This window comes from Bdellovibrio sp. BIS2, assembly GCF_055398295.1.
On sequence record NZ_AP035879.1, the window covers coordinates 2,859,817 to 2,884,926 of the forward strand.

The 25,110-nt window shown below is 52.2% G+C and carries 22 protein-coding genes and 1 tRNA gene; 16 read left to right on the top strand and 7 right to left on the bottom strand.

From position 1 onward, the window contains the following. Both ACZ520_RS13670 and ACZ520_RS13675 read left to right on the top strand, forming a co-directional pair. Positions 1 to 4,911: a hypothetical protein gene (locus ACZ520_RS13670; RefSeq protein ID WP_464126109.1), complete on the top strand. Its 4,911-nt coding sequence runs from the start codon at positions 1 to 3 to the stop codon at positions 4,909 to 4,911. Positions 4,912 to 5,044: 133 nt separating this feature from the next. Then, the gene (locus ACZ520_RS13675; protein WP_417868979.1) at positions 5,045 to 5,698 is read left to right on the top strand and encodes a hypothetical protein; all 654 of its coding nucleotides are present in this window, start codon (positions 5,045 to 5,047) and stop codon (positions 5,696 to 5,698) included. Positions 5,699 to 5,723: 25 nt separating this feature from the next. Here the strand turns inward: ACZ520_RS13675 and ACZ520_RS13680 are convergent, their stop codons facing one another. Then, the gene (locus ACZ520_RS13680; protein ID WP_088564531.1) at positions 5,724 to 6,053 is read right to left on the bottom strand and encodes an HNH endonuclease; all 330 of its coding nucleotides are present in this window, start codon (positions 6,051 to 6,053) and stop codon (positions 5,724 to 5,726) included. A gap of 110 nt (positions 6,054 to 6,163) precedes the next feature. Between ACZ520_RS13680 and ACZ520_RS13685 the strand changes: the two genes are divergently transcribed. Next, positions 6,164 to 7,306: a cyclic nucleotide-binding domain-containing protein gene (locus ACZ520_RS13685; RefSeq protein ID WP_088564530.1), complete on the top strand. Its 1,143-nt coding sequence runs from the start codon at positions 6,164 to 6,166 to the stop codon at positions 7,304 to 7,306. A 1-nt stretch (position 7,307) separates the two neighbouring features. Continuing rightward, positions 7,308 to 7,994 carry a PilZ domain-containing protein gene (locus ACZ520_RS13690; RefSeq protein ID WP_088564529.1) on the top strand — a complete coding sequence of 229 codons (687 nt, stop codon included), beginning with the start codon at positions 7,308 to 7,310 and terminating at the stop codon, positions 7,992 to 7,994. Here the strand turns inward: ACZ520_RS13690 and ACZ520_RS13695 are convergent. Then, positions 7,991 to 8,599: a DUF4337 domain-containing protein gene (locus tag ACZ520_RS13695; RefSeq protein WP_088564528.1), complete on the bottom strand. Its 609-nt coding sequence runs from the start codon at positions 8,597 to 8,599 to the stop codon at positions 7,991 to 7,993. The genes ACZ520_RS13690 and ACZ520_RS13695 overlap by 4 nt on opposite strands. Positions 8,600 to 8,726: 127 nt before the next feature. Here ACZ520_RS13695 and ACZ520_RS13700 point away from each other — a divergent pair, with 127 nt between their 5' ends. Next, a complete protein-coding gene (locus tag ACZ520_RS13700) occupies positions 8,727 to 9,140 on the top strand; it encodes a CBS domain-containing protein (RefSeq protein WP_088564527.1) in 414 nt (137 codons plus the stop codon). A gap of 40 nt (positions 9,141 to 9,180) precedes the next feature. On the opposite strand, the gene ACZ520_RS13705 is transcribed toward ACZ520_RS13700, so the two are convergent. After that, positions 9,181 to 11,118 carry an LTA synthase family protein gene (locus tag ACZ520_RS13705; RefSeq protein ID WP_464126113.1) on the bottom strand — a complete coding sequence of 646 codons (1,938 nt, stop codon included), beginning with the start codon at positions 11,116 to 11,118 and terminating at the stop codon, positions 9,181 to 9,183. A gap of 151 nt (positions 11,119 to 11,269) precedes the next feature. Here ACZ520_RS13705 and ACZ520_RS13710 point away from each other — a divergent pair, with 151 nt between their 5' ends. From ACZ520_RS13710 to ACZ520_RS13730, 5 genes are all read left to right on the top strand, one after another. After that, a complete protein-coding gene (locus ACZ520_RS13710) occupies positions 11,270 to 11,485 on the top strand; it encodes a BolA/IbaG family iron-sulfur metabolism protein (protein WP_374030922.1) in 216 nt (71 codons plus the stop codon). Between the two features lie 14 nt (positions 11,486 to 11,499). Beyond that, positions 11,500 to 11,805, top strand: coding sequence for a Grx4 family monothiol glutaredoxin (grxD, locus tag ACZ520_RS13715; protein ID WP_011165269.1), 306 nt, complete (start codon positions 11,500 to 11,502; stop codon positions 11,803 to 11,805). A 1-nt stretch (position 11,806) separates the two neighbouring features. Continuing rightward, on the top strand, positions 11,807 to 12,013 hold the full coding sequence (locus ACZ520_RS13720) for a YgaP family membrane protein (RefSeq protein WP_011165270.1): 207 nt from the start codon (positions 11,807 to 11,809) through the stop codon (positions 12,011 to 12,013). 11 nt (positions 12,014 to 12,024) lie between these two features. Further along, positions 12,025 to 13,410, top strand: coding sequence for an FAD-binding oxidoreductase (locus tag ACZ520_RS13725; protein WP_374030923.1), 1,386 nt, complete (start codon positions 12,025 to 12,027; stop codon positions 13,408 to 13,410). Positions 13,411 to 13,498: 88 nt separating this feature from the next. Then, positions 13,499 to 16,270, top strand: a complete 2,772-nt coding sequence (locus ACZ520_RS13730) for a fibronectin type III domain-containing protein (protein WP_464126116.1) — start codon at positions 13,499 to 13,501, stop codon at positions 16,268 to 16,270. A gap of 2 nt (positions 16,271 to 16,272) precedes the next feature. Here ACZ520_RS13730 and serA read toward each other — a convergent pair whose 3' ends face one another. Continuing rightward, positions 16,273 to 17,478 (bottom strand): phosphoglycerate dehydrogenase, encoded by a 1,206-nt coding sequence (gene serA / locus ACZ520_RS13735; protein ID WP_417868376.1) that lies wholly within the window; start codon positions 17,476 to 17,478, stop codon positions 16,273 to 16,275. 111 nt (positions 17,479 to 17,589) lie between these two features. On the opposite strand from serA, the gene ACZ520_RS13740 reads away from it, so the two are divergent. Genes ACZ520_RS13740 through ACZ520_RS13760 form a run of 5 tightly spaced genes read left to right on the top strand, consistent with a single transcriptional unit; the run spans position 17,590 to position 22,381 of the window. Continuing rightward, on the top strand, positions 17,590 to 18,948 hold the full coding sequence (locus ACZ520_RS13740; RefSeq protein ID WP_464126119.1) for a sigma-54-dependent transcriptional regulator: 1,359 nt from the start codon (positions 17,590 to 17,592) through the stop codon (positions 18,946 to 18,948). After that, entirely contained in the window at positions 18,948 to 19,892 is a 945-nt protein-coding gene (locus ACZ520_RS13745) for a phosphatidate cytidylyltransferase (protein WP_088564521.1), read from the top strand. Before ACZ520_RS13740 ends, ACZ520_RS13745 begins: the two co-directional genes overlap by 1 nt. Then, positions 19,889 to 20,659, top strand: coding sequence for a lysophospholipid acyltransferase family protein (locus ACZ520_RS13750; RefSeq protein ID WP_088564520.1), 771 nt, complete (start codon positions 19,889 to 19,891; stop codon positions 20,657 to 20,659). Before ACZ520_RS13745 ends, ACZ520_RS13750 begins: the two co-directional genes overlap by 4 nt. Further along, positions 20,634 to 21,539 (top strand): MBL fold metallo-hydrolase, encoded by a 906-nt coding sequence (locus ACZ520_RS13755; RefSeq protein WP_464126122.1) that lies wholly within the window; start codon positions 20,634 to 20,636, stop codon positions 21,537 to 21,539. The genes ACZ520_RS13750 and ACZ520_RS13755 overlap by 26 nt, the downstream gene beginning before the upstream one ends. Next, complete coding sequence (locus ACZ520_RS13760) at positions 21,530 to 22,381, top strand: YihY/virulence factor BrkB family protein (protein WP_232469173.1); 852 nt, start codon at positions 21,530 to 21,532, stop codon at positions 22,379 to 22,381. The genes ACZ520_RS13755 and ACZ520_RS13760 overlap by 10 nt, the downstream gene beginning before the upstream one ends. Here ACZ520_RS13760 and ACZ520_RS13765 read toward each other — a convergent pair. From ACZ520_RS13765 to pepT, 3 genes are all read right to left on the bottom strand, one after another. Next, positions 22,378 to 22,830 (bottom strand): hypothetical protein, encoded by a 453-nt coding sequence (locus tag ACZ520_RS13765; RefSeq protein WP_374030929.1) that lies wholly within the window; start codon positions 22,828 to 22,830, stop codon positions 22,378 to 22,380. The two genes, ACZ520_RS13760 and ACZ520_RS13765, sit on opposite strands and share 4 nt — an antisense overlap. Positions 22,831 to 22,966: 136 nt before the next feature. Further along, positions 22,967 to 23,043, bottom strand: a tRNA-Arg gene (locus tag ACZ520_RS13770). 202 nt (positions 23,044 to 23,245) lie between these two features. Further along, entirely contained in the window at positions 23,246 to 24,472 is a 1,227-nt protein-coding gene (pepT, locus tag ACZ520_RS13775; RefSeq protein WP_374030930.1) for a peptidase T, read from the bottom strand. 135 nt (positions 24,473 to 24,607) lie between these two features. Here pepT and ACZ520_RS13780 point away from each other — a divergent pair, with 135 nt between their 5' ends. Beyond that, on the top strand, positions 24,608 to 25,108 hold the full coding sequence (locus ACZ520_RS13780) for a fascin domain-containing protein (protein ID WP_374030931.1): 501 nt from the start codon (positions 24,608 to 24,610) through the stop codon (positions 25,106 to 25,108). The last annotated feature ends 2 nt before the right edge of the window (positions 25,109 to 25,110 follow it).

The following is a 25,110-nucleotide window of genomic DNA, read 5'->3' on the forward strand; positions in this document are numbered from 1 at the left end:
ATGCGATTTGAACGTCTTACTGCCGTATCTTTGGCCCTGATTTCGGGAATGTCATTCCTGCTGGCCGGCTGTAATCTGACGGCCAACCTTGAAAATCTCAGCTCACCTTCTGTGGCCCTGGAAGTCAGCCCCAAAATCAAAGGCGGCGAAGTTCATCCCATCAAGCTGAACATTGGCGGAAGTTCCAATTACCAAACCGCGAAAATCTATTACACGCTGGATGGGACAACCTGGAGCCTTTTGGCGGAGCTTCCCAAAGGCACGAATGAATACGCCTGGAGTGTTCCGGCCGGTGACTATCCCCTGGCCGCCCTTCGTGCCATGCTGACGGATGAATCCGGTAAGACCATCGAATCAGAAAGTCCTTTGACGATTGATTCAACACCTCCGGCAATTCCCGCCATTACAGATGAAACTGCCGCTCTTTCGCAAGAGACCATGGCTCAGTTTACTCTGGCTGATTGCAGTGATGCGAAGTTTGTAAAAATAACGGAAATCGCCACGGCCCCGGCGTTTGATACAACATGGGTTGCGTGTTCAACCGCCTCCTCGGCCCTGGCGGCGGCGATGGACACAGACCGCGCTTATCCGTTTCATCTGTGGTTTGCTGACGATGTCGGAAATGTGAACACAACACTTTCATCCTATACCAAGACCCGGGACCGCACAGGCCCCGAAATTGAGCTGACAAGTTTTCTTTCCGCCCAGAACATCAATGGCGGCAGCACACAGGACATCAGTTGGACATACACGGACGCCCATCCTGCGGCGAATCCAGTTTCTTTCTATTATTCTCTGAACAATGGTTCCACCTGGACACCCATTGCCGTGGACCAGCTAAACTCCAGTCCTTATTCCTGGGCGACGGGCGCGCTGAACTCAAATCAACTGCGCATCAAGGTTGTCGGAAAAGACTCTCTGGGCAACATCACCGAAGATGTTTCACCGGTTTCACACCTGATCGACAGTCTGGATCCCATCGCCAGTCTGACCATCACACCGGATCACACCGTCGCCCACAAGGGTGGTGATGTTGTTGTGTTTAACTGGGTGGCGACCGATGCCAACTTTGCAACCAATCCGGTGGAAATTGCTTACACTTTGGATGGCGTGACCTGGAACTATGTCAATTCGATCGCAAATCATCCATCCAGTGGCACCATGAATGTGACAATTCCGGGGGACTGGAATACATCGACTCTGGTTTTTGCCATTCGGGCCATCGATAAAGTGGGACGAAATGCCATTGTCTATAGCCAGCCGTTCACTGTCGACAACGGGGCTCCGGCCCTTGCCTGGGGCAACCCGGCAGCAGGCAGCAACGGCATCAATGGTCTGACAGTTTCAGGAACCTGCGGCGCCTCACCTGGCGACAGTGCTTCTGTGACGTTGACCGGAGACATCAGTGGAGCGCCCGTTACCACGGCCTGTAACGCTGGCTCGTGGAGTACCGCCGTCACCTTCACCACGGGCTTTGGTGCCAAGTCCATCACGGCGACGCAGGCGGATCACGCGGGGAATTCCACGACGGTCAGCCGCTCTTTCACGCGCAATCAACTGGCGGCAAAAAATTATGATTTGAGTTTTATTGATCCGATGTACCGCAAAGGTCAGGATCCTGTGAACTTTGATTTCAGCGGTCTGGCCCTGGATTCTGAAGTGGCTTCATGGAAGGTCTTCTTTATTGATGATGCGGACTCAAGCGCTGAGGTTCAATCCCTGACCGCTCCCACCACCAGTTATGCTTACAACTTTACCGGCGGATCCCAGCGTCATGCAAAAATGCGTGTCACTGTGACCGATGTTCAGGGGAATGTAACAACCACAACATCCAATCCTTTCCAGGTTCTGACGGAAGTGGTAACAGTCCTTGGCCAGGAGCCCGCAGTGGGAAATGTGGCCGATGGACTTCCTGCCATCGCCCGGTTTGATGCCCCTTATGCGCTGACACGCCTGGGTTCCTCTTTGATTCTGGCAGACCGCTATTACCTGCGCAGTATCGACACAACGGTTCCAGCTCTGCCGTTGGTCAGCACACTCGTGGGATCCGGGTACAGCACAGTCAGCGCGGGAACGGGCCGCGAGGCCTCCCTCAGTCATGCCGTTGGAGCAGCCACTGACGGAACCTATGTTTATGTCTCGGATCACGGTCGCAGTTGTATTCTGCGCTACAACCCAAGTCCGATGCTGAAAACAGTGGAAGTTCTTTTGGGGGCGTGCGGGACTGCGGGAAAACCCACAGCCAATGAAGACCAAACCAAAGCCACATCACGATTCAGCGGTCCGGGTGATCTGAAGTACTACAATGGCGCTTTGTATATTGCCGACACCAACAACAGTTGCATCCGCCGCTTTGACATGAACGACACTGTTTCTGTTATTGCTGGTCTTTGCGGAACCGGTGGGCACACCCTCGGGGACCTCGGCACCAATCGCATTCGTGTTATCGGTATTGATATCGACAGCGCGGGCAATCTATGGTTTGCCGGAAACACCAATGGTTTGATCAGCTATATCTCTTTGACCGCACCTTACGAAATGAAGAACTTTGCAGGAACCTTCCCGGGTCTGGATATTCTGCAAACAGGGACTCCGCCGAACACTTACTTTCGGTCTCCGTACGGAATCAAGGCGTATAACAATGGCGGACGCAACAGCCTGTTCGTCACCGATCAGTACTCCCATGTGGTGGTTGAAATTCCTTATGATCCGGCCAATCCGCAAGGCTTTATTGGATCTTCGGCCATCGTCGCGGGACAACCGGGCTTGACGGGTAGTCAGCCTGGCGCCCTGGGCAACAACAAACTTTTCGTGCCTTCGATGCTGTATATGGAAGGCAACGAGCTTTATATTTCCAGCACTCTGGGTGGCCAGATCATGAAACTGAATGTGGACACCTACAATCTTTCTGAGTGGATTGGTGCTCCGGCCGCATTGGCAGACTTCAAGACTGCGGGTGGTGTCGCCAAGATTTCAAGTCCAAGATTCCTGTCCACTGATGGAACTCACCTGTATTTATCCAGCGCAAATTCTTTAAGGCGCATTGATCTGGGCAGTCAAACTGTCACGACCATCGCCGGACATGGCAGCCTCGGTGGCGTTGGCAATGGCCCACTGGGAACATCCCGACTTTCTCAGCCCTGGGGTGTTCATAAAGTCTCTGGGGGTATCTATAGTGTGGACCGGTATGCAGCCTTGATTCGCTTCACCAACAATGCCGGCGTGACCCGTACGGTGGCCGGCACTGAATATGTCAATGGCTACCTGGACGCAGCCTCCAATGGTGATCCATCCCGCTTCAATGCGCCTACGGATCTATGTTCCATCGGGAATTCTTTGTACGTCGTGGATAACGACAACATCCGCATCCGTCGACTCGACGTCGGTGACATCAATAATCCGGTGACAAACCCGGTGACGACCTCTATCGCCGGCGGCACCCTCGGGTACGCGGATGGACTGGGCTCTGCCGCCAGATTTTATGAGCCCGGCGGTATCGCCTGTATTTCTGGTGGAGCGCACGAAGGCCTTTACGTCAACGACACCCGAGCCGTACGCAAGGTGACTTTGGCAGGAGACGTGACCACCATCGCCGGAAGCCTGACGTTGACTGGCAGTACAGACGGCGTAGGCACCGCTGCACGCTTTGACTCTTTGTTTGGTATCGACGTTGTGGGAAATGTCCTGTATCTGGCAGAAGGCACAGGCCGTATCAGAACTTTGGATCTGGACACCGCGACGGTCACATCCATCCTAAACAAAGATGCGGCAACCACCACCCGCGCAGGCCGCATGTGGTCTTACGTTAATAAAAGCGGGTTCACTGACCTTGTGGTTCTGGGCACTTCCGTCTATGCCACTCAACCCAACTGGAACACGGTGGTCCGAATCAGTCTGGTCAGCGAAGAAGTCGAAATGCTGGCGGGCTTTGGCCTGATTCGCGACAACTACAAATCTGACAACGATGGTTCCTACGCGCGCCCGCTCGCCTATGCCCGCGGCACCAATCAGGTAAAAGTGGGTGACGACCTGTATGTGGTTTCCTACTATGATACGGCCGTTTATAAAGTCGATAAAGATGGTGTCATCAGCCTGTTTGCCGGTAAACCCGGAACTCAGGGTAACATTGACGGTCCCCGTCTGAGCGCAAGATTCTTTTCCACACATTACATCACGTCCTACAATGGCAACCTGATTGTGTCCGACTATGAGATCGGAGTTCTTCGCAAGATTGACCTGGCCTCGGGAGTCGTGTCCACTTTGGCCGGCACACCGGGAGCTCTGGGCAGTGTGGATGGCGATGCCCTGACCGTAGCCCAACTGAATCAGCCTTATGGTCTTGTGGTCCATGGCGACTATCTGTATTTTATTGAAAGAACTGCCGCTCTGGTTCGGGGCATGAATCTGCTGACCAACGAGGTCTTCACCGTCATGGGAGCCGTGAACACTCAGGGATCCGCCGATGGAGACAAGACCACAGGACGCCTGAACAATCCTTATGCCTTGACGGCTCTGGGAAATTATCTGTACGTCACCAGCAATGACTCAGGAACTTTGCGTAAAATTGATATCACCGATCCACACAATGCCACGATCACAACGATCGCCGGCACCGACGGACTTCAGGGCTACGCCAATGGCACGGGGGCGGGTGTTCGCACCTTCTCGGCCACAGGTCTTACCAACGACGGCAAGTACGTTTACTTCTCTGAACGCGGCAGCAGCACAGTTCGCCGCCTGAATCCCGCCACCAATGAAGTCACTCTGTGGATGGGAAATCCCGATTTTACCGGTCACCGGGACGGCCCGATGGCAGACGCTTTGCTTTTCAAACCCATTCAACCCCTCTTCACCCCTGAAGGGATGTACATCTCGACCGGAGATCATCACTCCGTCCGTCTGGCGAAATAGACCGCCACCGGCTTATCCAAATCTTGATGTTCTAAAATCACGATTGTTAAAGAAACTTTTGCGGAAGTTCCAGGCAACTTCAAAGACGCATGTAACTTGGCAAGCTCAGGAACTTATGCCTAAACTGAGTCATATGCAGTCGTCATCCGGGCTCAGTCGTCATGCACGTTTTAAAATTCTGAGCGAAAACATCAGTGTGCTCATCGAAGAAGAGGGACTTCTGGTTCGCCCCTACGGGCACACCACTTTGCCTTACTTCAATCTTTTAACCGCCGAAGAACAAGAACAGGTTCTGAAAGACATCCTGGTTTATTTTCAAGTCTGCACCGACGTGAAATCCCAGAACGGCAGCTTGAAAGACACCCGATTGTTCACGGAAAAAGCCATCCACCGCCTGGGCGTCAGCGTGGATCCGTTTATTCTGGAACAAATTCAACCCCATCACCTGATTGAAATCTACACGCAAGCGCATACTCAGATCTTCCGCAGCTTGAGGTTCTTTGAAGTGTGCAGCTATTCCCTTGAAGATCTGTATTGCCGCAAGTGGTACCACCTGTACCAGCGCACCACACAGGATCAGGAAAATCTGGAAGCCGACATCGGCAGGTACTATTCACAAAATCCCCTGAAAACCCTTCAGGCAACAGCGCCGGAACACACCATCCGCGCCCTGGGCGCCCTGGAACGGGATGAAATCATCACACAAATATTCTGGCTAAGTCCGTTACAGTCTCTGACCAAAGGGGACTCGTACATCCTCACGGTGGCGACAAGCCGACTGCCCTAATAAAAAACGCCCCTGAGGGGCGCTGTTATTCCTGACTTTCGTCGTCAGATTCCGGGGCCGGAGTGGAGGAATTCTTCAATTCCTCCAGAGCCATTTCTGCACGGGTTTTATAACCTTTTTTGCTGTTGCAGTCCTTGCAGGAGGGCACGCAATTGTTCTTATTGGATTTGCCCCCGCGGGCGATGGGGATCAGGTGATCCATTGTGAGATCGGCCGGCTTGAAACGTTCACCGCAGTGATAGCACAGACCTTTGCCCAGCTCCTGCTTCCACCATTGGCTTTGGCGCAGCTCGCGGGCTTTGGCTTTTTCACGTTTTTGATGCTCCGGAGGAGCGGCCGAAAAGAAGTAATCCATCCGCACCGTTATAACGTATGAAACTGGACCTCGCAAGCCCCCGCCCGAACTCAATTTTAGGGCCCTTTCAGCCGATATAACCATGTGATTTCTTTAAGGAGTGGGATGCTATGTCTGTAAAAACCTTTAAAAAAGGCGAAGTGATCTATAAAGACGGCGATAAAATTACGGCCGTTTATCTGATCCAATCCGGTGGTGCGAATCAATGTCTGATCCGCGGTAAAAAAACCATCGACCTTTTCCAATTGGGTTCTTCTCATATTCTTGGTGATCAGGTGATTCTGGGGCAAGCCACTCACCCCACATCCGCTGTTGCGACCACTGAAACCAAGGTGCTGGAAATTCCGGTTGAAACCCTGAAGCAACAATATGAAGGCGCACCTCAGATGCTGAAGGTGATCATCAAATCACTGGCGGACCGTCTGCGTCTGGCGATGAATGATGTTCGTTCCAGTAAAATGGAAAAAGACTCGTCCCCTTGCCCGGAAGATCAGGTGGCCAAGGTGTACGGCGCCGTCTTCCACACGGCCAACCACAAGGGCGACAGATCCCAGGCCGGTCGTGTGATCGTGGACTGGAACATGATGAAGCAGTATTCCCAGCGCGTGATGGGCGATTCCCCGAAACGCATCGAACAGGCCATCAATATTCTGGTAAAGCTGAAACTGGCTTTGTATGAAATGGGCAAAGACCCCACTAATCCTGATGGCCCGGAAGAAATCCAGAAGGTTCACTTCCTGGATCTGGGCCTGGTGGAAAGCTTCTTTGAATTCTATCAGTACTACTATTTCAAAGGCGGCCGTTCCGACCTTTTGAAAGTCGATGAACTGTGTGTGCAGATGCTGGGGGCGATTTTGAAGCTTTCAGAAAATGAACAGCCGGATCGCTTCGGCATCGTCGGAGTTGATTTCGCCAAGTTCAGTGAATTCTGCAAAGAGGAAATCGGCATCAACCTGAACAACGACCACTTTGCCCGTCTGGAAGGCAAAGGCGTTTTCATGAAAAGAAAAAATGCCGGCACCGGAGTGGTCCTGCAATTTGAAGTCAAAGAATTCCGCTCCATCCTGCAAAGCTGGAAGATGCTGCGCGAGATTGAAAAATGGAATGAAAAAGGCTTCGTCGACATGGACGAAAAAGAGGAAAAGCCCAAGAAAAAATCCAGCGGTCCATCCTGCCCGGCCTGCAGTGCCGAGGTTCAGGCTGGCGCCAAGTTCTGCCACGAATGTGGCCATAAGATGACTGCGGCGGCCTGACATGAGCGAATCCCTGGTCGTCTTTAAAGCCATTCATAACGAAGCCGAAAAGCAGACGCTGTTACAGCGTCTGGTGAACAGCAATGAGTCGATTGTCCTTAGAGACAAATTCGATCGCAGTATCACTCTTCGCACCATGGGTGTGAACGACAAACTGCAGATCAAATGCCATCCGCCGGAATCCACCGCCATGAACACCGAGGATTCAGCGACGTTCACGGCCAGCTTTTCCATCAAAGGCGAAAAGTACCTGTTTGAAACTCATCCGGTGATCAACGAAAACAATGTCACCCTGACAGTGCTGAACCTGTTCCATCTGCAAAAAAGAAAAAACTATCGCTACGTGATTCCGGCAGACTATTCAGCCGAGTTTGTGGTGACATATTTGAATCAGGCCGTTTGTTCCCACACCTGCCGCCTGCTGGACCTGTCCACAGAAGGTTGTGCTGTGGAGATTCCCCAGACTGAAGCCAATCTGCAATTGGAAGATCTGGTGGAAGCAGAAATCTTTCTGGGAGACAGAGAGCCCATCGTCGTTCAGGGCCTGATCAAAAATATCCGTGTGAAAAATGACGAGACCCTGGTTTTAGGCGTGGAATTCAATCATATGGCCAATGCCAGCGAGGGCAAGATTGTGGCCTCCCTCACTGATTTGCAACGCGATATTTATTTCCGTCGTACAGGTTAGGCCACACCCAGATAAGCCCACAGGGAAATCCCCGTGCCGACCATTCCCAAAACACACATGCCTGCAAAAAACACATTTTGCAGGCTTTCTTTTTTCAGGATCAGGCTCATCGCCCCCAGGACCAGACACAACTGAAAGAACAAACTGGACATATCAAAACGGTCCCCGGCCACTGACAAGGTTGCCAGATGGGCTTCCATTTCCTGGGCCCCGATTATTTTACCCAGTTCGCCATTGATATCCTGAACCCAGTTATCCTGCCCCACCGTCTGCGACCCACGAAGGATTTCATTCTTTTCTTTTTTATAGCGCAGAATGCGTTTCTGCAAATTGACCAGATGACTGTCGATGGCCTTTTCCGTGCCTGGCTTCAAAGCACCGGCTTGTTTCAGGCTTTCCAGCAGGGACTTTTCCCCTTCGACCAGCGTTTCTTTCACGCTTTTGGACTGGTACCACATGTAAGCTGCGGCTTTTTCATTGGTTCCGATAATCTCATCATCCCCGTACTTGCCTGCAACCAGATCACTCACCGCCATGACCGCAGCAAAAACAGCGATCACAACACCACAACGAATTTCAAAATTGGAAGATTTATCGTCTGACATGACGACAGATTTAAAATCATTCCGTCTGTGTCAGTCAACTTTTTCCTGCGAACATCAATGACAAAATACACCACTGCTGATTCAGCAAAAGAAATATCATGAGGACTCAACCAACAAGGAGTTTCCCATGAAAGTAAAAGACGTCATGCATGAACATGCTGATTACATCAACCGCGACCGCACCGTGCGCGAGGCCGCCGAAATGATGGCAAAAGGCGACTATGGCTGCCTGCCTATTGAGGAAAATGACCGGATGATCGGCATGATTACGGACCGCGATATCACCCTGCGTGTGGTCGCCAAGGGCCTGGATCCGAACGTCACCAAAGTCAGCGAATGCATGAGCAAGGGAATTGAATATTGCTTTGAAGAAGATGATCTGTTGGAAGTGGGAGAACTGATGGCGTCGCAGAAAATTCGGCGCATGCCAGTGATCAACGAAAGCAAACGCCTGGTTGGCATGCTCAGCCTGGGCGACATCGCCAGCAAAGCCCGCGATCAAAATCTTTCCCACGAAATTTTGTCCAACGTTTCCCATTAAAACAAAAGGACCTCTCAACGGGGTCCTTTCTTATGTTTCGCTATTTTGAAGGGTAATAAAGTTTATTGTCCCACATGCCTTCATTGAAGTACTGGATGGTGGCCTTCAGCTTTTTTTCCAGCGCCTGCCGGCGCGGCGAAGTGCCCGGCTGATCGGCCGGGATTTCGTGCTCGGTCGCACGGTCGGACATGGCGAACATTTGTGGTTCGCCGTGTCCCGGTGTCCAGCGCAGGAAATAGTCTTTTGCAAACAACAGATAACGACCATCAATGAAATTCACCGCGGTCTTGTCGCCAGGAATGAAGATGGAACTGCCCAGATAGTTCTGATCCTTGTCAGAAATTCCCAGGAAATCCAAAACCGTCGGCAGAACATCGATCTGCTGCACCACCATCTTCGTGTCCACTTCCGGGAACTTGTACCCCGGATGATAAAGGAACAGCGGGATGCGATAGCTTCCCTGTTCATTTTCATATTCGGGACGGTAGTGCATGGAAGCGTGGTCCGCTGTCACAATGAACAACGTATTTTTGAACCACGGCTTTTTCGCGGCCTCGGCAAAGAACTTTTCCAGGGCAAAGTCCGTGTATTCCACCGTTTTCAGAATCTCGATCGGACCTTCTTTGAAACGGTCCTGATACTGCGCCGGAATCTTGTAGGGCTGATGCGAGCTCAACGTGAACACCGAAGTCATAAACGGCTGCGGCAACTGGTCTACTTCTGTCAGCATCCACTGCAGGAAGGGCTCATCCCAGATACCCCAGACGCCGTCATCATCGGCGCCGTTACCGTATTCACGCGCACCAAAATATTTTTCAACCCCGGCACTTTGCATGAAGGAATCAAAGTACATCGTTCCGTTGTGACCGCCATGAAAGAAACTCGTCGAATACTTCGCCGGCGTCAGCAGAGTCCCCAAACCCAGGAAATAGTTCGAAGTAAAGTGCGAGGAAATAAACGGCTCATTCATCAGCGCCGGGATCCCGCCCATGATCGCCCCCACCCCTTCGATGGAGCGGCGGCCATTGGCATAGGCGTTTTCAAAGCTGAGGGATTGGGCCTTTAAAGAATCCAAAAACGGCGTGTAGGACTTCCCGTTCACCGGGCCGATGTATTCCTCCCCGAAGCTTTCCAGAATGATGATCACCACATTTTGCGGGGCTTTCGGACGGAGGCCCTCCATCAGGGAGCCACGCAAAGAACCATTCAGCAATGACAGCATTTCATGCTGGTCGTTGAAGTACTTGTCTTTGCTAAGACCCTTGGCTCCGTAACTTTTAATAAATGTGAAGGTGGAATTCAGCACCAGATTGTTCAATAAAGGGGCGGTGAATACATTGGCGTTCACGAAGCTGACGGGTTTGGCCTGAAGACCACCGCGAATTCCGATCACTGAAATCGCCAGCGCCACAAAACAAAGAAACCCGTGAGCCAGCCACAGTTTGGCTTTGTCTTTTCGGCTGTGCACGGTCCACTGCAGTTTTTCAAAGCCAGCAAGTGTCACCTTGCGCACCAAAAGCACGAACAGCAACACAATGAGTGTGTTCACCAAAAACAGCAGCCAGTAGCTGCTGACGAAGTTCCAGACTTTACCGGGGATTTCGTTCACCACAAACAGGCTGTCAAAAGTGAAACGACGGCCCACGAAGTTGATGAATTCGGTGTCGCCCAGGTTCAGAATCAGGAATGGCACCTGCAAAACACTGAAAACCACCCAGGTGACCGTGGCCCAAAGACCGTTCCAGGCCCGTGGCCAGGGCACGAAGGCCAGCAACAGCAACGGTGCCGTCAAAGTCAGAATGGCCGCCACATCAAAGCGCAGGCCCACTATGAAGGACCACAAAATGTCCTGAGCGGGTTTATTTTTGAATAAACTCCAATTCCAAATAAGGAACTCGGCTCTTGCGAAGAAATAGAAGAGCACAGTCAGCAATACCAGAGAGAATATCTTAATCAGGCGGAAGGACGGTCCAAACATGGGCCTATAGTACATCGACGGCCCGCATCAATCAATCCGCCGTCGCTAAGGCTTTGCCGGATGGGACCGCTGGCTGCCCACCGAAGCCTTGGCGAAGGCTGGACAGGGAGGGCGCCCTCTGCTAGTTTCCCGTTCTATGACAGCAGAACAAATGAAAGAACGTTTAGAGAAGCATTATCCGAATTCCACGATCGAGGTTTTCGATCTGACCGGAACTCAGGATCACTGGGAAGTGTTCGTGGAAAGCACTGTATTTGCCGGCATGACCCGCATTCAGCAGCACCAGAACGTCATGGCTTGCTTTGGTCCAGAATTGAAGACCGGAGAGGTTCATGCCCTGTCAATCAAGACTAAGATTAAATCATAAAAAGGACCGTAAAAATGGCAACGACTCACGAAAGAATTGATCAGATTGTTAAAGGTAACAAAATTGTATTGTTCATGAAAGGGACTCAGCAGTTCCCAATGTGCGGATTCTCTGCACGTGCATGCGCTATCCTTCAGGATATGGGCGTTCAGTTTCACGATGTGAACGTACTTGATGACGACGAAATCCGTCAGGGCATCAAAGAATACGGCAACTGGCCGACAATTCCACAGCTTTACATCAACCACCAGTTGGTTGGCGGCAGCGACATCATGATGGAAATGTACCAGTCCGGCGAACTTCAGGAACTTCTGAAGTAATATGAGATGCAATGTCGCCCTGTGGGACCGCATTCTAAGATTTCTGTTCGGCGTGGGTTTGACCGCTTACGCTGTGGCAGGCGGTCCTTTCTGGGCGTACATTGGGGTCTATGGTCTGATCACGGCCGCTTGGGGCTTGTGTCCCGTCTATGCTTTCTTTAGAATCAGAACTCTGAAAGATTATCACCGCCCGATCAACGAAGAATAGGATTGTAGCACATGTCCACCACAGCTCTCCGCGACCTTGAAAGCATCTTGAAGAAAGACCAAATCAAAACCGACGAAGAGAGTCTGAAATACTGGGGCCGGGACTGGACAACCTATTTCGACATCAAAGCCAGCGCCATTGTTTTCCCTCACTCCACCGCCGATGTGGTTGCGCTGGTCCAATGGGCCCGTCAAAACAAAATCGCTCTGATCCCTTCCGGAGGCCGCACGGGTCTTTCCGGGGCTGCGGTCGCCACCAACGGCGAAGTGGTTGTGTCTTTTGATCAAATGAACAAAATCAAAGAGTTCAATTCCGTGGATCAAACCGTGGTGATTGAACCGGGTGTCGTGACGGAGGCTTTGCAGCAGTTCGCGCACTCAAAACAGCTTTTCTATCCGGTGGATTTTGCAGCCCGCGGTTCCTCCCAAATGGGTGGCAACATCGCAACCAATGCTGGTGGCATCAAAGTCGTTCGTTACGGCCTGACTCGTGACTGGGTTGTCGGCCTGACTGTAGTGACTGGCACGGGCGAAGTTCTGGAGCTGAACAACGGCCTGGTGAAAAATGCGACGGGCTATGATCTGCGCCATCTGTTCATCGGATCTGAAGGAACTTTGGGCTTTATCACTGAAGCCACGATCAAGCTTGCTGCCAATCCCCCACCAATGAATGTTCTGGTGATGGGTGTGACCGGGCTCGATGCCGTGATGAAAATCTTTGCGGAATTCAAAACCAAAACTCCGCTGGTGGCGTTTGAGATGTTCTCGGACAAAGCTTTGCGCAAGGTTTTGGACAGCACAGGCTTGTCGGCTCCGCTGGCGACCGAGTGCCCGTTCTATGTTCTGGCAGAAGTTGAAACCCGCAACGAACAGGACCAGGAACACGCTTTGGGTGTGTTTGAAAAATGCCTGGAAGAAGGCTGGGTTCTGGACGGCGTGATTTCCCAATCGGAAGTTCAAGCCAAGACCTTCTGGAGATACCGCGAGGACATCTCTGAATCTTTGGCGAAATACTCCCCGTACAAAAACGATATCGCTGTGGCGATTTCCAAGGTACCGCCATTCATGGAAGACCTGGACCAGGTCCTGTCCAAGGCTTATCCGAACTGGGAAGTGGTCTGGTTCGGTCATATCGGCGACGGAAACCTGCACATCAATATCCTGCGCCCTGAGGGCATGACCAAGGAAGAATTCGTCAAAGAATGCCGCAAGGTCGACGTGATGGTCTTTGAAGCGGTTAAAAAGTACAAAGGATCCATTTCTGCCGAACACGGTGTGGGTCTGACCAAAAAGACCTTCCTGAATTACACTCGTTCTGAAGCTGAAATCCAGCTTATGCGCGGAATTAAGAAAGTCTTTGATCCGGACAACATCATCAATCCGGGCAAAGTTATCTAGACCCACCCTAGGACCTGCACCCATGGCTCTTTCCCGTCTGCACTGATAGACTGAAAGGGCTGTGCGTAAGTTTATACTTCTTCTATTTTTGTTGTGCGTTTCGTGTACCAAACCTCTGGGTGAGGAAGATCCGTTAAATCAACCTTCCAGCGAAGCTCCGGGCGCATTCAATCTTGCGACCATTCAGCGTTTTGATCACCAGTTGCTGGTTTCCTGGAGCACATCCAAAGGCGCTTCTTCTTACGAACTGAAATACGGAACTGCCGCTGGTATTTACACCAATTCCATCAAAGCCACCAAATCCCCGGTGGTGATTGAAAGCGGACTAGTGCCGGGCACGACTTACTATTTCCGCGTCACGGCCAGCAATGATATCGGCACGGTGGATTCCACCTCTGAAAAAAGTTATCCGTACATGGGCGCTCCGGGAGAGTTTTCCCTGCTGACTGTGATACCGGGAAACAATCAGGTGGCACTGACCTGGGAAGCCAGCCCCGAAGCTTCATCGTACACCGTGATGTACGGCACCAGTTCCGGCAGCATCACGACCTCGGCCGGAACCTCTCTGACCACCGCAAAAACTGTTTCCTCTTTGGATAACGGGACGACTTACTATTTCTCTGTGATTGCCAAAAACTCGGTTGGCAATGTGACGGCGACGAACACCCTGTCCGCCACACCAAGCCCCCCGCCTTCTGCACCGCTAAATCTGAACGCCACGGCTGCTTCCACAAAGTGCACTCTGGCGTGGGAAGCCCCGGCTACTGGCACGGCCCCCTTTCTGTACACCGTCCGTCGTGTGACCGGCCCTGGTACCGATGTGGCCGTTTGCACGAACACACCTTTATTGGGTTGCGAAGAAACCATCGCAGCCGGCAATTACCAATACACGGTTGAAGCCACGAATGCTTCAGGCACCGGTGCAAAATCAAGCGCCGTCTCTTGTCCTGTGGGACTTCCCGGGGCGTTCCAAATGCTGACGGCAAGTCCGGGGGATGGGCGCACAACCCTGACCTGGGAAGCCAGCAGTCTTGCCACCGCCTACACTGTTCGCTATGGAACCAGCGTGGGAGCGATCAATACGGTGGCCTCCACGACGGCCACCTCTCCGTACATCGTCACGGGTCTGACGAACATGGTTCCATATTATTTCTCAGTGACCGCAACCAATGCGGTGGGCTCCCAACTATCAACCAACACCCTCAGCGCCACACCGAACATTCCCCCGACGGTTCCTTTGACTCCGACCGTGACTGTTCCAGAAATCGGCAAGTGCACGCTGAACTGGATGCCTCCGGCCAGCGGCGCTCCGCCGATCACTTATACTGTTCGCCGTATTGTGAATCCCAGTGTGAACGTTGTGATTTGTGAAAACATCGCCACCAGAACCTGTTCAGAAGAAGGTCTTTCCGGCGGAACTTACAACTACACGATTGAAGCCATCAATTCTGTCGGCACAGGTCCTGCCACCAGCAATATTGCCTGCAGTCTTGCTGCACCTGTCGCGGCCACCTTCAATGCACCAACCATGGGAAATAAAAAAGCGACTCTGACCTGGACTGGCGGAAGCGGCGCAAACTCCTTCACAGTCAAATACGGCACCACGAACCCGCCGACCACCGTCGCCTCGGCTTCCGCGACATCTCCTTATGTGATCGAAAATCTGACCAACGGCACCCTGTACAATTTCCGCGTCGAAGCCGTGAATGCCTATGGTGCGACCACATCGACAAACCGCACAGGAACGCCCGCCAGCAATCCACCGACTCTGACTTGGACCGGACAACTGACCACAACGATTGCGGCGCTGGGAAGCATCACCACCCGCAACTTCACCATTGCCGATCCGGACCCGGAAGACAGCATCGACTGCGCAAGCTCTGTGACTGCCACCACCTCTGACCCGGCGGTGGTTCCACAGGGAAATATCGTAGTGGGTGGCAGCGGCTTGAACTGCAATATCTCCGTCACTCCGGCGGCGGGATCTTCAGGATTTGCGACAGTTTCTATTGTGGTCTCAGACGGCCAGGCCAGCTCCACGACAAATCTGAGCGTTTACCGCCTGCCTGCGGCCCAAAGAATCTATTCCTGGAAAAAATACGGATCATACAGTGGTCCTGCCATCCGCATCCGCCGTACCGCAGACAATGCCGAAGCCGATATCTACTTCGACAACAACGGTCTGGTGAACAAAACCGCCTTCGACACGTTCAGAAATGGCGGCACGCCCACATTGGTAAGATGGTATGACCAAAGTGGAAATGGCATTGATGCGGTCCAAACGACGACAGCCAATCAGCCCAATGTCAGCATTACAACGGCGGGAATTCTGAACATCACCACTTCCACGGCAGCCCATGCACTCACAGTACCGAACTTCCCGGCCTCCACTGCGAACACGGTTTATATGAATTTCTTCTACACCGCAGACAGTGCACTGAAAGAATTGTTCTCTTACGGCACCCATGAAGCGGGATCCCGCACTGGATTCCATCTGACAAAAAACACCGGGACGACCGGCGCATGGCTGGGAATCACAGCCCTTGATGGAAACAACTGGGAAACCACGACCGGAGCCGCCAGCAACGCCAGTGAACGTGGTCTTGCATTTGTGATCAACACTGCAACGATGAAACGAGATGTGATTACGGCCACCGTCGGGGCTTCTGCCGCGGCAACAAGAGTCACGGGCTCTATGACCGCGTATTCAGCTCCAGCCGGAGGCACGGCCCTGCATGTTTTTGCAGGAGGCACCGCCGGGACCAGCAATCCGATTCGTGGTATCACGAAAGAGCTCCTGATCTGGAATCAGGAGCTGGCAAACGACCAAATCAAAGCTTTGGCCACTCAAAACAACTAAAACTAGTAAACCACACGTGTGCGGATGGAACGGGACAGCTTCTCGATATCCGCCGCCAGCGTGTGCGCCTGACTGGAATGCAGATCCATCACCAGATAACCGATTTTTTCATCTGTCGACAGGTACTGCCCTTCGATATTGGCACCGGCTTTGGAAATAAGACCATTGATTTCACCCAGGACACCAGGTTCATTGCGGTGAACGTTCAAAATACGCGACGTCCCCTGCTTCACTGGCAGATCCACATTCGGGAAATTCACCGCCCCCGGCGAAGAGCCGATCTTCAGGTAGCGGCGGAAGCTTTCGGCCACTTCCAGGCCGATGGCATACTGCGCTTCCTCGGTGCTGCCTGCGATGTGCGGAGTCAGAATGACGTTGGGAATTCCCTGCAGCGGGGATTTGAATTTTTCCTTGTTTGATGCCGGCTCTTCCGGGAACACGTCGATCGCACAACCCGCCAGATGTTTTTCCTGAAGGGATTTCACCAGATCGTCAATCACAACAACCGTGCCGCGGCTGGCGTTGATCAGGAAGCTGCCTTTTTTCATCATCGACAGTTCGCGGGCGCCGATCATGTCTTTGGTTTCAGGAGTCTCTGGCACGTGCAAAGTCACAAAATCAGAATTTCGCAAAAGATCATCCAGAGTGTTCTGTACCATGGCATTTCCCAGGGGAAGTTTTTTCAGCACGTCAAAGAACAGCACCTTCAACCCCATGGATTCAGCAAGGATGCTGACCTGGCTTCCAATATGGCCGTAACCGACGATCCCCAAAGTTTTGCCACGGACTTCCTTAGAGCCCACCGCTGACTTCACCCACTCACCCAAATGCGCTTGAGTGTTTCGGTCGCCCAGTTGACGGGACAGGGAAATCATTTCCGCGATCACCAGCTCGGCCACGGAACGAGTGTTCGAATGAGGAGCATTGAACACCGGAATCCCCTTCTCCCGCGCGGTCAGAAGGTCCACTTGATTTGTTCCAATACAGAAGCAACCAATGGTCACCAGATGCTTGTTCGAATCCAGAACTTTTTTTGTGATTTCCGTTTTGGAGCGAATGCCCAGCACGTCGTAGTTTGGCAGAAGTTTCAGCAGTTCGTCTTCGGAAGGTGCATGAGCGATCAGATCGACTTTGTAGCCTTCTTCCTCCAGCCTTTCCTTTGCGACGGTGTGAATGTTTTCAACCAACAAGATTCTTTGAGCGCTCATAGGGCCTCCACTCTAAAAATGGTAACTCTGTTCCCGTCCTTCGTCACTATTCGTGGTGACGAGGCGTGCTAATGATGGCTAATTAAGGGCTGTGGGGTATGCTAAAGTCCTATGGCAACAACTCGAGTATTCTCTCTACTTATCGTGGATGATGATCCACTGATCCATCAGTCCTTGAAGCTGTCCCTGCCGAACCATTGGAAGGTTTTCTCAGCTCCCACTTTGGAAGCCATTCAATACGAGCGTTTTTATCATGCGGCTTTCGTCGATATGCATCTGGAGCCGGGCTCTACCAAAGCCGTGGGCCCGACAGTGATTGAAAAGCTGGTCAAGCACAACAACCAACTGGAAGTCGTCGCGATGTCCGGGGACCTGAGCCGTCCCTTGATGGAAAGCTGTCTGAAAGCCGGAGCGCAAAGATTTTTGGCCAAGCCCCTGATGCCGGAAGAAATTCTGCTGGTACTGGAAAAAATCGAAGCCCTGTGGGATCTGCGCAGTGTGGATCCTGCCGCCAGCCGCAAATCCACACGTTGGATGGGAACCTCCCAAGCTTCACAAAAAATCAAGAAACGCATTGCCGATCTGCGTGGTGAAACCAGTCCTGTTCTGATCGAGGGCGAAACCGGCTGCGGTAAGGAAGTTGTATCCCGTCTGCTGCACGAACAAGAGGGCGAACGCCCGTTCATCGCAGTAAACGTTGCCAGCATTCCGGAAAATCTTTTTGAATCCGAAATGTTCGGTCATATCAAAGGCGCCTTCACGGGCGCAGATCAAAACAAAGTGGGCCTGACTGAAGCGGCCCACGGCGGCGACCTGTTCCTGGATGAAATCGAGGCCCTGCCTTTGACCCAGCAGGCAAAACTGTTGCGCTTCCTGGAAACCGGTGAAGTTCGCAAAGTGGGCGCCAAAGAAACAACACAGGTGAAAACCCGCGTGATCGTGGCCAGCAACAAGCCACTGGAAAAAATGGTCGCGGCCGGAGAATTCCGCGAAGACCTTTTGTATCGTCTGGCATCCCAGCGCATTCAACTGACGCCGCTGCGGGACCGTCTTGAAGACATCAACGAACTGGCAGCCCACTTCCTGGATGCCGAACGCCCGCGCCGTAACAAGTCCTTTACTGAAGACGGCCTGGAGGCTTTGAAAAAATACAACTGGCCTGGAAATGTGCGTGAACTCAAGCGCGTGTGCGAACAACTGAGCCTGACATCCCCACTTCCGTTCATTCGTGGTGAGGATGTGGCGGCCTGGCTGAAGCCTGCGGCCACCGCAACCAGTGCCCCGTCTTACACGGTCATTGATTTCAACAAGGGTTTAAATACGCTGGTGGAGGAATTTGAAGCCCACGCCATCAAGACCTGCCTGAAACAAACCAAGGACATCGAAGAGGCGGCGCGCATCCTGCAAATCTCGCGTTCCAGCCTGTACAAGAAAATCAAAGACTACAAAATTGAAGAGGAACCTTCGTAATGGATTTTTTTGATCTGGATCTTCCCATCCGTATTGCCATGCCGACGGCTTGGGAAAACCACATTTACCGCCAGACAGTTCTGATCGTTCTGTCGATCATCTTTGCTTCCGGCCTGATCGTCTTTTTCTTCCGTCAGAAAAACTATTACTTTGTTCAATCATGGGCCAGCATCAAATCCTGGCTGATTGCCGCCCCACTGATGTTTCTTGCCATGGGTATGCCTGAGCCTTGGCCTTTGGTGGCCCTGACTGCCCTGGCGATTCTGGGAGCAAAGATTTTCTTCCAGATCATGGGGATGTTCCATCGCAGTTACTTCGTGATGATTTGTTATGCGGGCATTATCGGACTGGGTGTCTGCGCTTGGTACGACCGTCTGGATATTTACAATGCCATGCCGATGGTGGTGCTGGGGATTTCCTGCCTTGTGCCGCTGGTGAAGAACTCCTACAAGCGCATGATTCAGTATATCTCCCTGACGTTGCTGGCTTTCATCTTCCTGGGATGGTCGTTCATGCATCTGGGCCTGATCATGAAAATGCCAAATGGTGTTTTCCAGGTGATGTACCTGGTGATCCTGACAGAGTTCTGCGATAACACGAACTTGGCAGTCAGCCGTTACATTGGTGGCTGGAAAATGTTCCCGGGTATCAACCCGCGACGTACAGTCGGAAGTACCATTGTGTCGGCGCTGCTGACGCTGTTCTTGGCGGGTTGCATGCGCTTCCTGTTGCCGGATGGTTCTGAAAAATACTGGCTGGCCTCTGGCCTTGTGGCGTCCATGGGTGGTTTCGTTGGGGATTACCTGATGACCGTGGTTCGTCGTGATGCGGGCATGAAAACCGTGGGTCCGTTCATCATCGGCCGTGGGGACTTCCTGCACCGCATGGATCGCCTGATCTTTGTGGCGCCAATTTATTATTACGTGATGACGGTAATTCTATGAAGGACTGGAACTACGAAAACGAACAGTGGACCAAGCTTCCCACTTATCTGAAGCATCTGCCGCTTTTCACCCGCCACATTGATCTTTTCAGTGTGTGCATGCGTTTTCTGTGGTCCGTGATCCTGAAGAACATTCTGTACAAGTTCTATATCCGCCTGGAAGTCCGCGGCACCCCGTTTGCGGAAATCTACAAGACCCAGCCGAAGCTGATCATCATCAGCAACCATGCCAGCCATCTGGACGCGGTGTCTATCGCAGCCTCCATCCCAAGACGTTACTGGCTGAATCTGTACATCGCCGCGGCGAAGGATTATTTTTTCAGCAACCCGGTGTTCATGTTCTTTTCCCAGCACTGCCTGGGTGCGATTCCGATTGACCGCAAAGACCGTAAAGGTGAAGCCATCAATCTGATCCTGAAGCTTTTGACTGAACTGCCCCGCATGTGGCTGATCATCTTCCCGGAAGGCACCCGCTCCAAAGACGGTAAAATTCAGGAATTCAAACGTGGCGTATCCATATTTTCAGAGCGCACGCAGACACCGCTGTTGTTCACCTATCTGGATGGCGTGATGGAGCTTTGGCCCAAAGGTCAATCCATGCCCCGCCCGGGAAAGCTGATCCTGCACGTAGGTCCGGTTCATCCCCCAGGTCCGATCCAAGAGGTGTATGCTGCTTATAAGAGCTGGGTGCTGACGATCAATCCCGATGCGTTCCCAGCCGTTCCGATGGAGGAAAAACCTCATGAGCCAGACAACGATTCAAATTGAAAACAAGAAGCTGAAAATCGGGCCCTATGAAGTGCGCCCGATCCCCACAGGTCTTTTCGGCCTGGATGGCGGCGCGATGTTCGGAACTGTTCCCAAAGTCCTTTGGGAAAGAAGCAATCCCCCGGATGAAAAGAACCGCATTTCGATGGAAGCCCGCGGATTGCTGCTGAAGTCCCCTGGTTGCAACATCCTGATCGACACCGGCAATGGTGGCGACTTTGTTGCGAAATACGGCGACAAAATGGGAAGCAAGTTTGCCGACCTGTTCAACATCCAGTCCGACGGCCCGTCCCTGCTGAAGTCATTGCAATTCCATGGCCTGAAACCGGAAGACATTCATCACGTCATTCTGACTCACCTGCATTTCGACCATGCCGGCGGCGCTACGACCGAAAAAAACGGCAAGCTGGTCCCGACCTTCCCGAATGCCAAGTACTGGGTGCAAAAAGGCAACCTTGAAACCGCCAGCCATCCGAATGTGCGCGAAAAAGCCAGCTACTATGCTGCGAATTTTCAGCCGTTGATAGATGCAGGTGTTCTGAACGTCATGGACGGCGCCAAAGATAATTTCCTTCCGGGCATTTCTGCCATCATCAGCAACGGCCACACGCTGGCGCAGCAGGTGGTGAAAGTCACTGACGGCACAACGACACTGCTTTACTGTGGCGACATGGTTCCCACCAGCACGCACGTGAAACTGCCGTGGGTGATGGGTTATGACCTGCACCCGCTGACTCTGATCGAAGAAAAACAGAAGTATCTAGGTGAAGCGGCCGACCAATCATGGTATCTTTTCTTTGAGCACGATCCTTACTGCGATGCTGCTCAGATTGAAAGACAAGGAAACGACTTTGCCGTTAAAAACAGATTTTGGCTTTAAGCGCGTCCGCGCAGGATGTGCAGCGGGCAACCGCGGAACTGGACTTCATTTTGTTTAAGCGACTTTGGAGCGTACTCAAAGACACTATTCAACAAATGCGCGATGGCGAGCTGCAACTGGTGGCCGCCTCCCTGTCTTTTTCAACTGCTCTGGCCTTGGTCCCTTTCATCGCCGTTGTTCTGGCGACCTTTCAGTCTATCGGCGGCCTTGAGGTCTTTTATCCCAAAGTCGAAGCCTTGCTGCTTTCAAACATGAAGGAAGCCGCGGGCAGCGGATTCACGAAAATGATGAAAGTCGTTTTGAAAAACGTGAACGCCGGAAAACTGGGGACCGCCGGTGCCGTCTTTCTGTTTATTACCTCTATTCGCCTGCTGCATGATATGGAAGTCGGCATTCACCGTGTCTGGAATCAGCGCAACACCCGACCCTTTTACAAGCGCCTGATCTATCACTGGGGCCTTGTTCTGGCGATACCCGTGTTCCTGGCAATCTATGTGGGCTTTACATCTTTGGAGCAATTCCAGTTCGTTCACCGTGTGATTCCGGCGACCGTTTCCAATTCCCTGGTGCTGGTGGGGACGCTGTTCCTGGTTTACAAAATGGTGCCGGATGTGCGCGTGCGCGCCAAGGCGGCGTTCATCAGCTCATTGTTAGCCTCTGTGACCCTGTTCGGAGTTCACAAAGGCTATGTGCTTCTTGCAAAAAAATTCTTCGCTTACAACAAGCTGTATGGCTCGTTCGCAGCCCTGCCGTTGTTACTTCTTTGGATTCTGACCTTGTGGTACGTGATTCTGGGCGGCGTCGCTTTGTGTGCCAGCCTGCAAAAGCGTCACGTGGCCTAAGGGCACTGATCTCCCCAAGCCGCCGTCACCCAACAATGAGGATTGGCTGATGTTCCGCCGTCGCCCTCTTTGTGAACCTGGCATTTGATGTCCTTGGCCTGGTGATACACATGTCCCGTCGTCGCATCTGGCATCACGCCCAGTTCAGACATGGAATCCCACATGGCTTTGGCGGTGATTTTTCCCACGCCACTGGGACTGGAACAGGAATAAGTCGGCATCGTATCAGGCAGAATTCCGCGATTGGTCTGCACGCACACCAGCTTTTTGATGGACCACGAAACATAGTCCCCGCTGGTTTTCTTTTTCGAGAAAGACGCATAACGAACATTGTAAGCCATCGTCACCGCCTCATCGCCCACAAACTCGCGAACCGTTTCATCACCGCAAGCGGCATGGGAATTTTGAACACCTAACAGTATCAGCGAAAGAATAATGATGAGCTTCATACAGAGCCCCCCTTTGCCGATACTTTGAAACAAAGAAATCAGGGGTTCAAACGGACGCACAAAGAAGCAAATCCCGGTCTTAGAATCACGGCTTTTTACACTGGATTGTCAGTTGTCTTGAATCAGGCAGGAAAAATGGTGATTCCGGTACGACTCGAACGTACGACCCTCTCCTTAGAAGGGAGATGCTCTATCCAGCTGAGCTACGGAACCACGGTCTCACTTGAAGTGAGGTTCCTTTATATGGGTTTTACCCCGTGTTTTCAAGTACTTCTTTGGGTTTTCGGACTGTGGGGAAAACTTTTACGCCTGCGTATACAAGCCCGCACTCCGCTAAGATGCCCCTTTTTTTGGCAATATAAAAATCAATAATATCAATAACTTGAGATTAAACCCAAGAATTCTTCTTTTCTGATCAGCGAGCCGCCAACAGACAGATTTTTTCCGCCAGTTCATAGGACTTCACAAACGATGGAATGGGCAGGAACTCGTATTTGGAGTGAAAGTTCAATGCGCCAGTGAAGAAGTTCGGAGTCAAAATCCCCTTGGCCGAAAGAGCCGCGCCGTCCGTCCCCCCGCGCATAGGGATGACCTTGGGTTCAACTCCGATCTCTTTAAGCCCGGCAAAAATCAGATCGATCGCGCGGCGATCCTCGCCAATTGCGGAGCTGATGTTGCTGTACGTGTCGGTGATCTTAAGCTGCACCTGAGCCGTCGGGTACTTGCTCTGAATTGATTCGGCGGCCTTTTGCAGTTTCTCTTTTCGTTTAGCAAAAGAGTTCAAATCAAAGTCACGAATCGAAGCCGTCAGTTTGGCTTCCTGCTGGGTGGCAGTCATGCCATTGAACCATACGTACCCTTCACGACCTGCCGTGTTTTCCGGCGTCTCGGCGCGATCAAACAGCGCCATAAAATCCTGCGCCATCAAAATTGGATTTACCAAAACACCTTTGGCGGACATCGGATGGGCGGTGACCCCGGTGAAAATCATGTCGGCTGTGGCGGCATTGAAGTTTTCATAAACCACCTCACCCAGTTCACAGCAGTCGATGGTGTAGGCAAAGTCCACATCAAAACGGGACAGATCCATCGCTTTGGCGCCCAACAAGCCGATTTCTTCATCCGGCACAAAGGCCACGACGATGTCACCATACTGCTGATCATCCCGCAGGTTCGCAAGCAGGGTCATCACCACACTGACCGCAGCCTTATTGTCGGCACCCAAAACACTGGTCCCATCACTAAAGATAATATCCTGTCCCTGATAAGGTTTGATCTCAGGATGTTCCGAAACTTTAAGATAGATGTTTTCTTTTTTATTCAGACAAACATCTTCACCGGTGAATTTCAGTATCTGCGGATGAATGTGCGGGCTCAGTCCCACATCCACGGTGTCAATGTGTGTGATAAAACCGATGCGTGGGCCGCCTTTTTTGGTTCCCGGCTTCACGGCCGTCACCGTGGCATTTTGATCGACCACGATGTTCTGTAACCCCAGGTCTTTCAGTTCTTGCGCCAGAAGCTCTGCCATCTTTTGTTGTCCTGGTGTGCTTGGCAATGCCAGAGCGTTGTCGTCACTCTGTGAGCTGACAGCCAGATAGCGAAAGAAACGATCGACCAGTTGTTTTTGAATTTCCATCATAGACATCCATTTTGACACAGGACCCGTCGGGTCTGAAGCATTATCTCGACACTTTCCATAGGTAAATATTGAATCCGTCCTGCGCCTGCTATCAGCTAGGGCTGGAGGGGTCATGAACGACCCAGGGGGAATCCAATGAAAGCAAAAATACTTCTTTCAGTTTTCTTGTTTACGGGCATGGCCGCCACTTCAGCGCAAGCTTGCAATGCGCCTCTTTCCTGCGTGATCAAAACCTATCTTGGCAACTATGTTACCGCCGTCGGTGGCGGAGGCCGGGTAACTGACGTCATTCACACAGACGCCACCAAAGTGGGATCGTGGGAGCGATTCACTCTTGTGGATTCCTGCGATGGCAGCTCGGTTATTAACTATGGCATCAAAACATCCAAAGGAAACTACCTGACCGCCGTGGGCGGCGGCGGACGCATCACTGACGTGATCCACTCGGATGCGACCCAGCTTCAGGCCTGGGAAAAATTCAAACTGATCTCGTTGGGTTATGGCGCCTATGCCATTCAGACCATCAGCGGCCATTATCTGACGGCGGTGGGCGGGGGCGGTCGTATCACAGACACGATTCACAGCGATGCAACTCAAATCAGAAACTGGGAAAAATTCAGAGTTATCTGCAACTGATG

Bases quoted from the DNA above. Each gene is read 5' to 3' on its own strand.
- ACZ520_RS13670 (WP_464126109.1), top strand. From the start codon at position 1: ATGCGATTTGAACGTCTTACTGCCGTATCTTTGGCCCTGATTTCGGGA.
- ACZ520_RS13675 (WP_417868979.1), top strand. From the start codon at position 5,045: ATGCAGTCGTCATCCGGGCTCAGTCGTCATGCACGTTTTAAAATTCTG.
- ACZ520_RS13680 (WP_088564531.1), bottom strand. From the start codon at position 6,053: ATGGATTACTTCTTTTCGGCCGCTCCTCCGGAGCATCAAAAACGTGAA.
- ACZ520_RS13685 (WP_088564530.1), top strand. From the start codon at position 6,164: ATGTCTGTAAAAACCTTTAAAAAAGGCGAAGTGATCTATAAAGACGGC.
- ACZ520_RS13690 (WP_088564529.1), top strand. From the start codon at position 7,308: ATGAGCGAATCCCTGGTCGTCTTTAAAGCCATTCATAACGAAGCCGAA.
- ACZ520_RS13695 (WP_088564528.1), bottom strand. From the start codon at position 8,599: ATGTCAGACGATAAATCTTCCAATTTTGAAATTCGTTGTGGTGTTGTG.
- ACZ520_RS13700 (WP_088564527.1), top strand. From the start codon at position 8,727: ATGAAAGTAAAAGACGTCATGCATGAACATGCTGATTACATCAACCGC.
- ACZ520_RS13705 (WP_464126113.1), bottom strand. From the start codon at position 11,118: ATGTTTGGACCGTCCTTCCGCCTGATTAAGATATTCTCTCTGGTATTG.
- ACZ520_RS13710 (WP_374030922.1), top strand. From the start codon at position 11,270: ATGAAAGAACGTTTAGAGAAGCATTATCCGAATTCCACGATCGAGGTT.
- grxD (WP_011165269.1), top strand. From the start codon at position 11,500: ATGGCAACGACTCACGAAAGAATTGATCAGATTGTTAAAGGTAACAAA.
- ACZ520_RS13720 (WP_011165270.1), top strand. From the start codon at position 11,807: ATGAGATGCAATGTCGCCCTGTGGGACCGCATTCTAAGATTTCTGTTC.
- ACZ520_RS13725 (WP_374030923.1), top strand. From the start codon at position 12,025: ATGTCCACCACAGCTCTCCGCGACCTTGAAAGCATCTTGAAGAAAGAC.
- serA (WP_417868376.1), bottom strand. From the start codon at position 17,478: ATGAGCGCTCAAAGAATCTTGTTGGTTGAAAACATTCACACCGTCGCA.
- ACZ520_RS13740 (WP_464126119.1), top strand. From the start codon at position 17,590: ATGGCAACAACTCGAGTATTCTCTCTACTTATCGTGGATGATGATCCA.
- ACZ520_RS13745 (WP_088564521.1), top strand. From the start codon at position 18,948: ATGGATTTTTTTGATCTGGATCTTCCCATCCGTATTGCCATGCCGACG.
- ACZ520_RS13750 (WP_088564520.1), top strand. From the start codon at position 19,889: ATGAAGGACTGGAACTACGAAAACGAACAGTGGACCAAGCTTCCCACT.
- ACZ520_RS13755 (WP_464126122.1), top strand. From the start codon at position 20,634: ATGAGCCAGACAACGATTCAAATTGAAAACAAGAAGCTGAAAATCGGG.
- ACZ520_RS13765 (WP_374030929.1), bottom strand. From the start codon at position 22,830: ATGAAGCTCATCATTATTCTTTCGCTGATACTGTTAGGTGTTCAAAAT.
- pepT (WP_374030930.1), bottom strand. From the start codon at position 24,472: ATGATGGAAATTCAAAAACAACTGGTCGATCGTTTCTTTCGCTATCTG.
- ACZ520_RS13780 (WP_374030931.1), top strand. From the start codon at position 24,608: ATGAAAGCAAAAATACTTCTTTCAGTTTTCTTGTTTACGGGCATGGCC.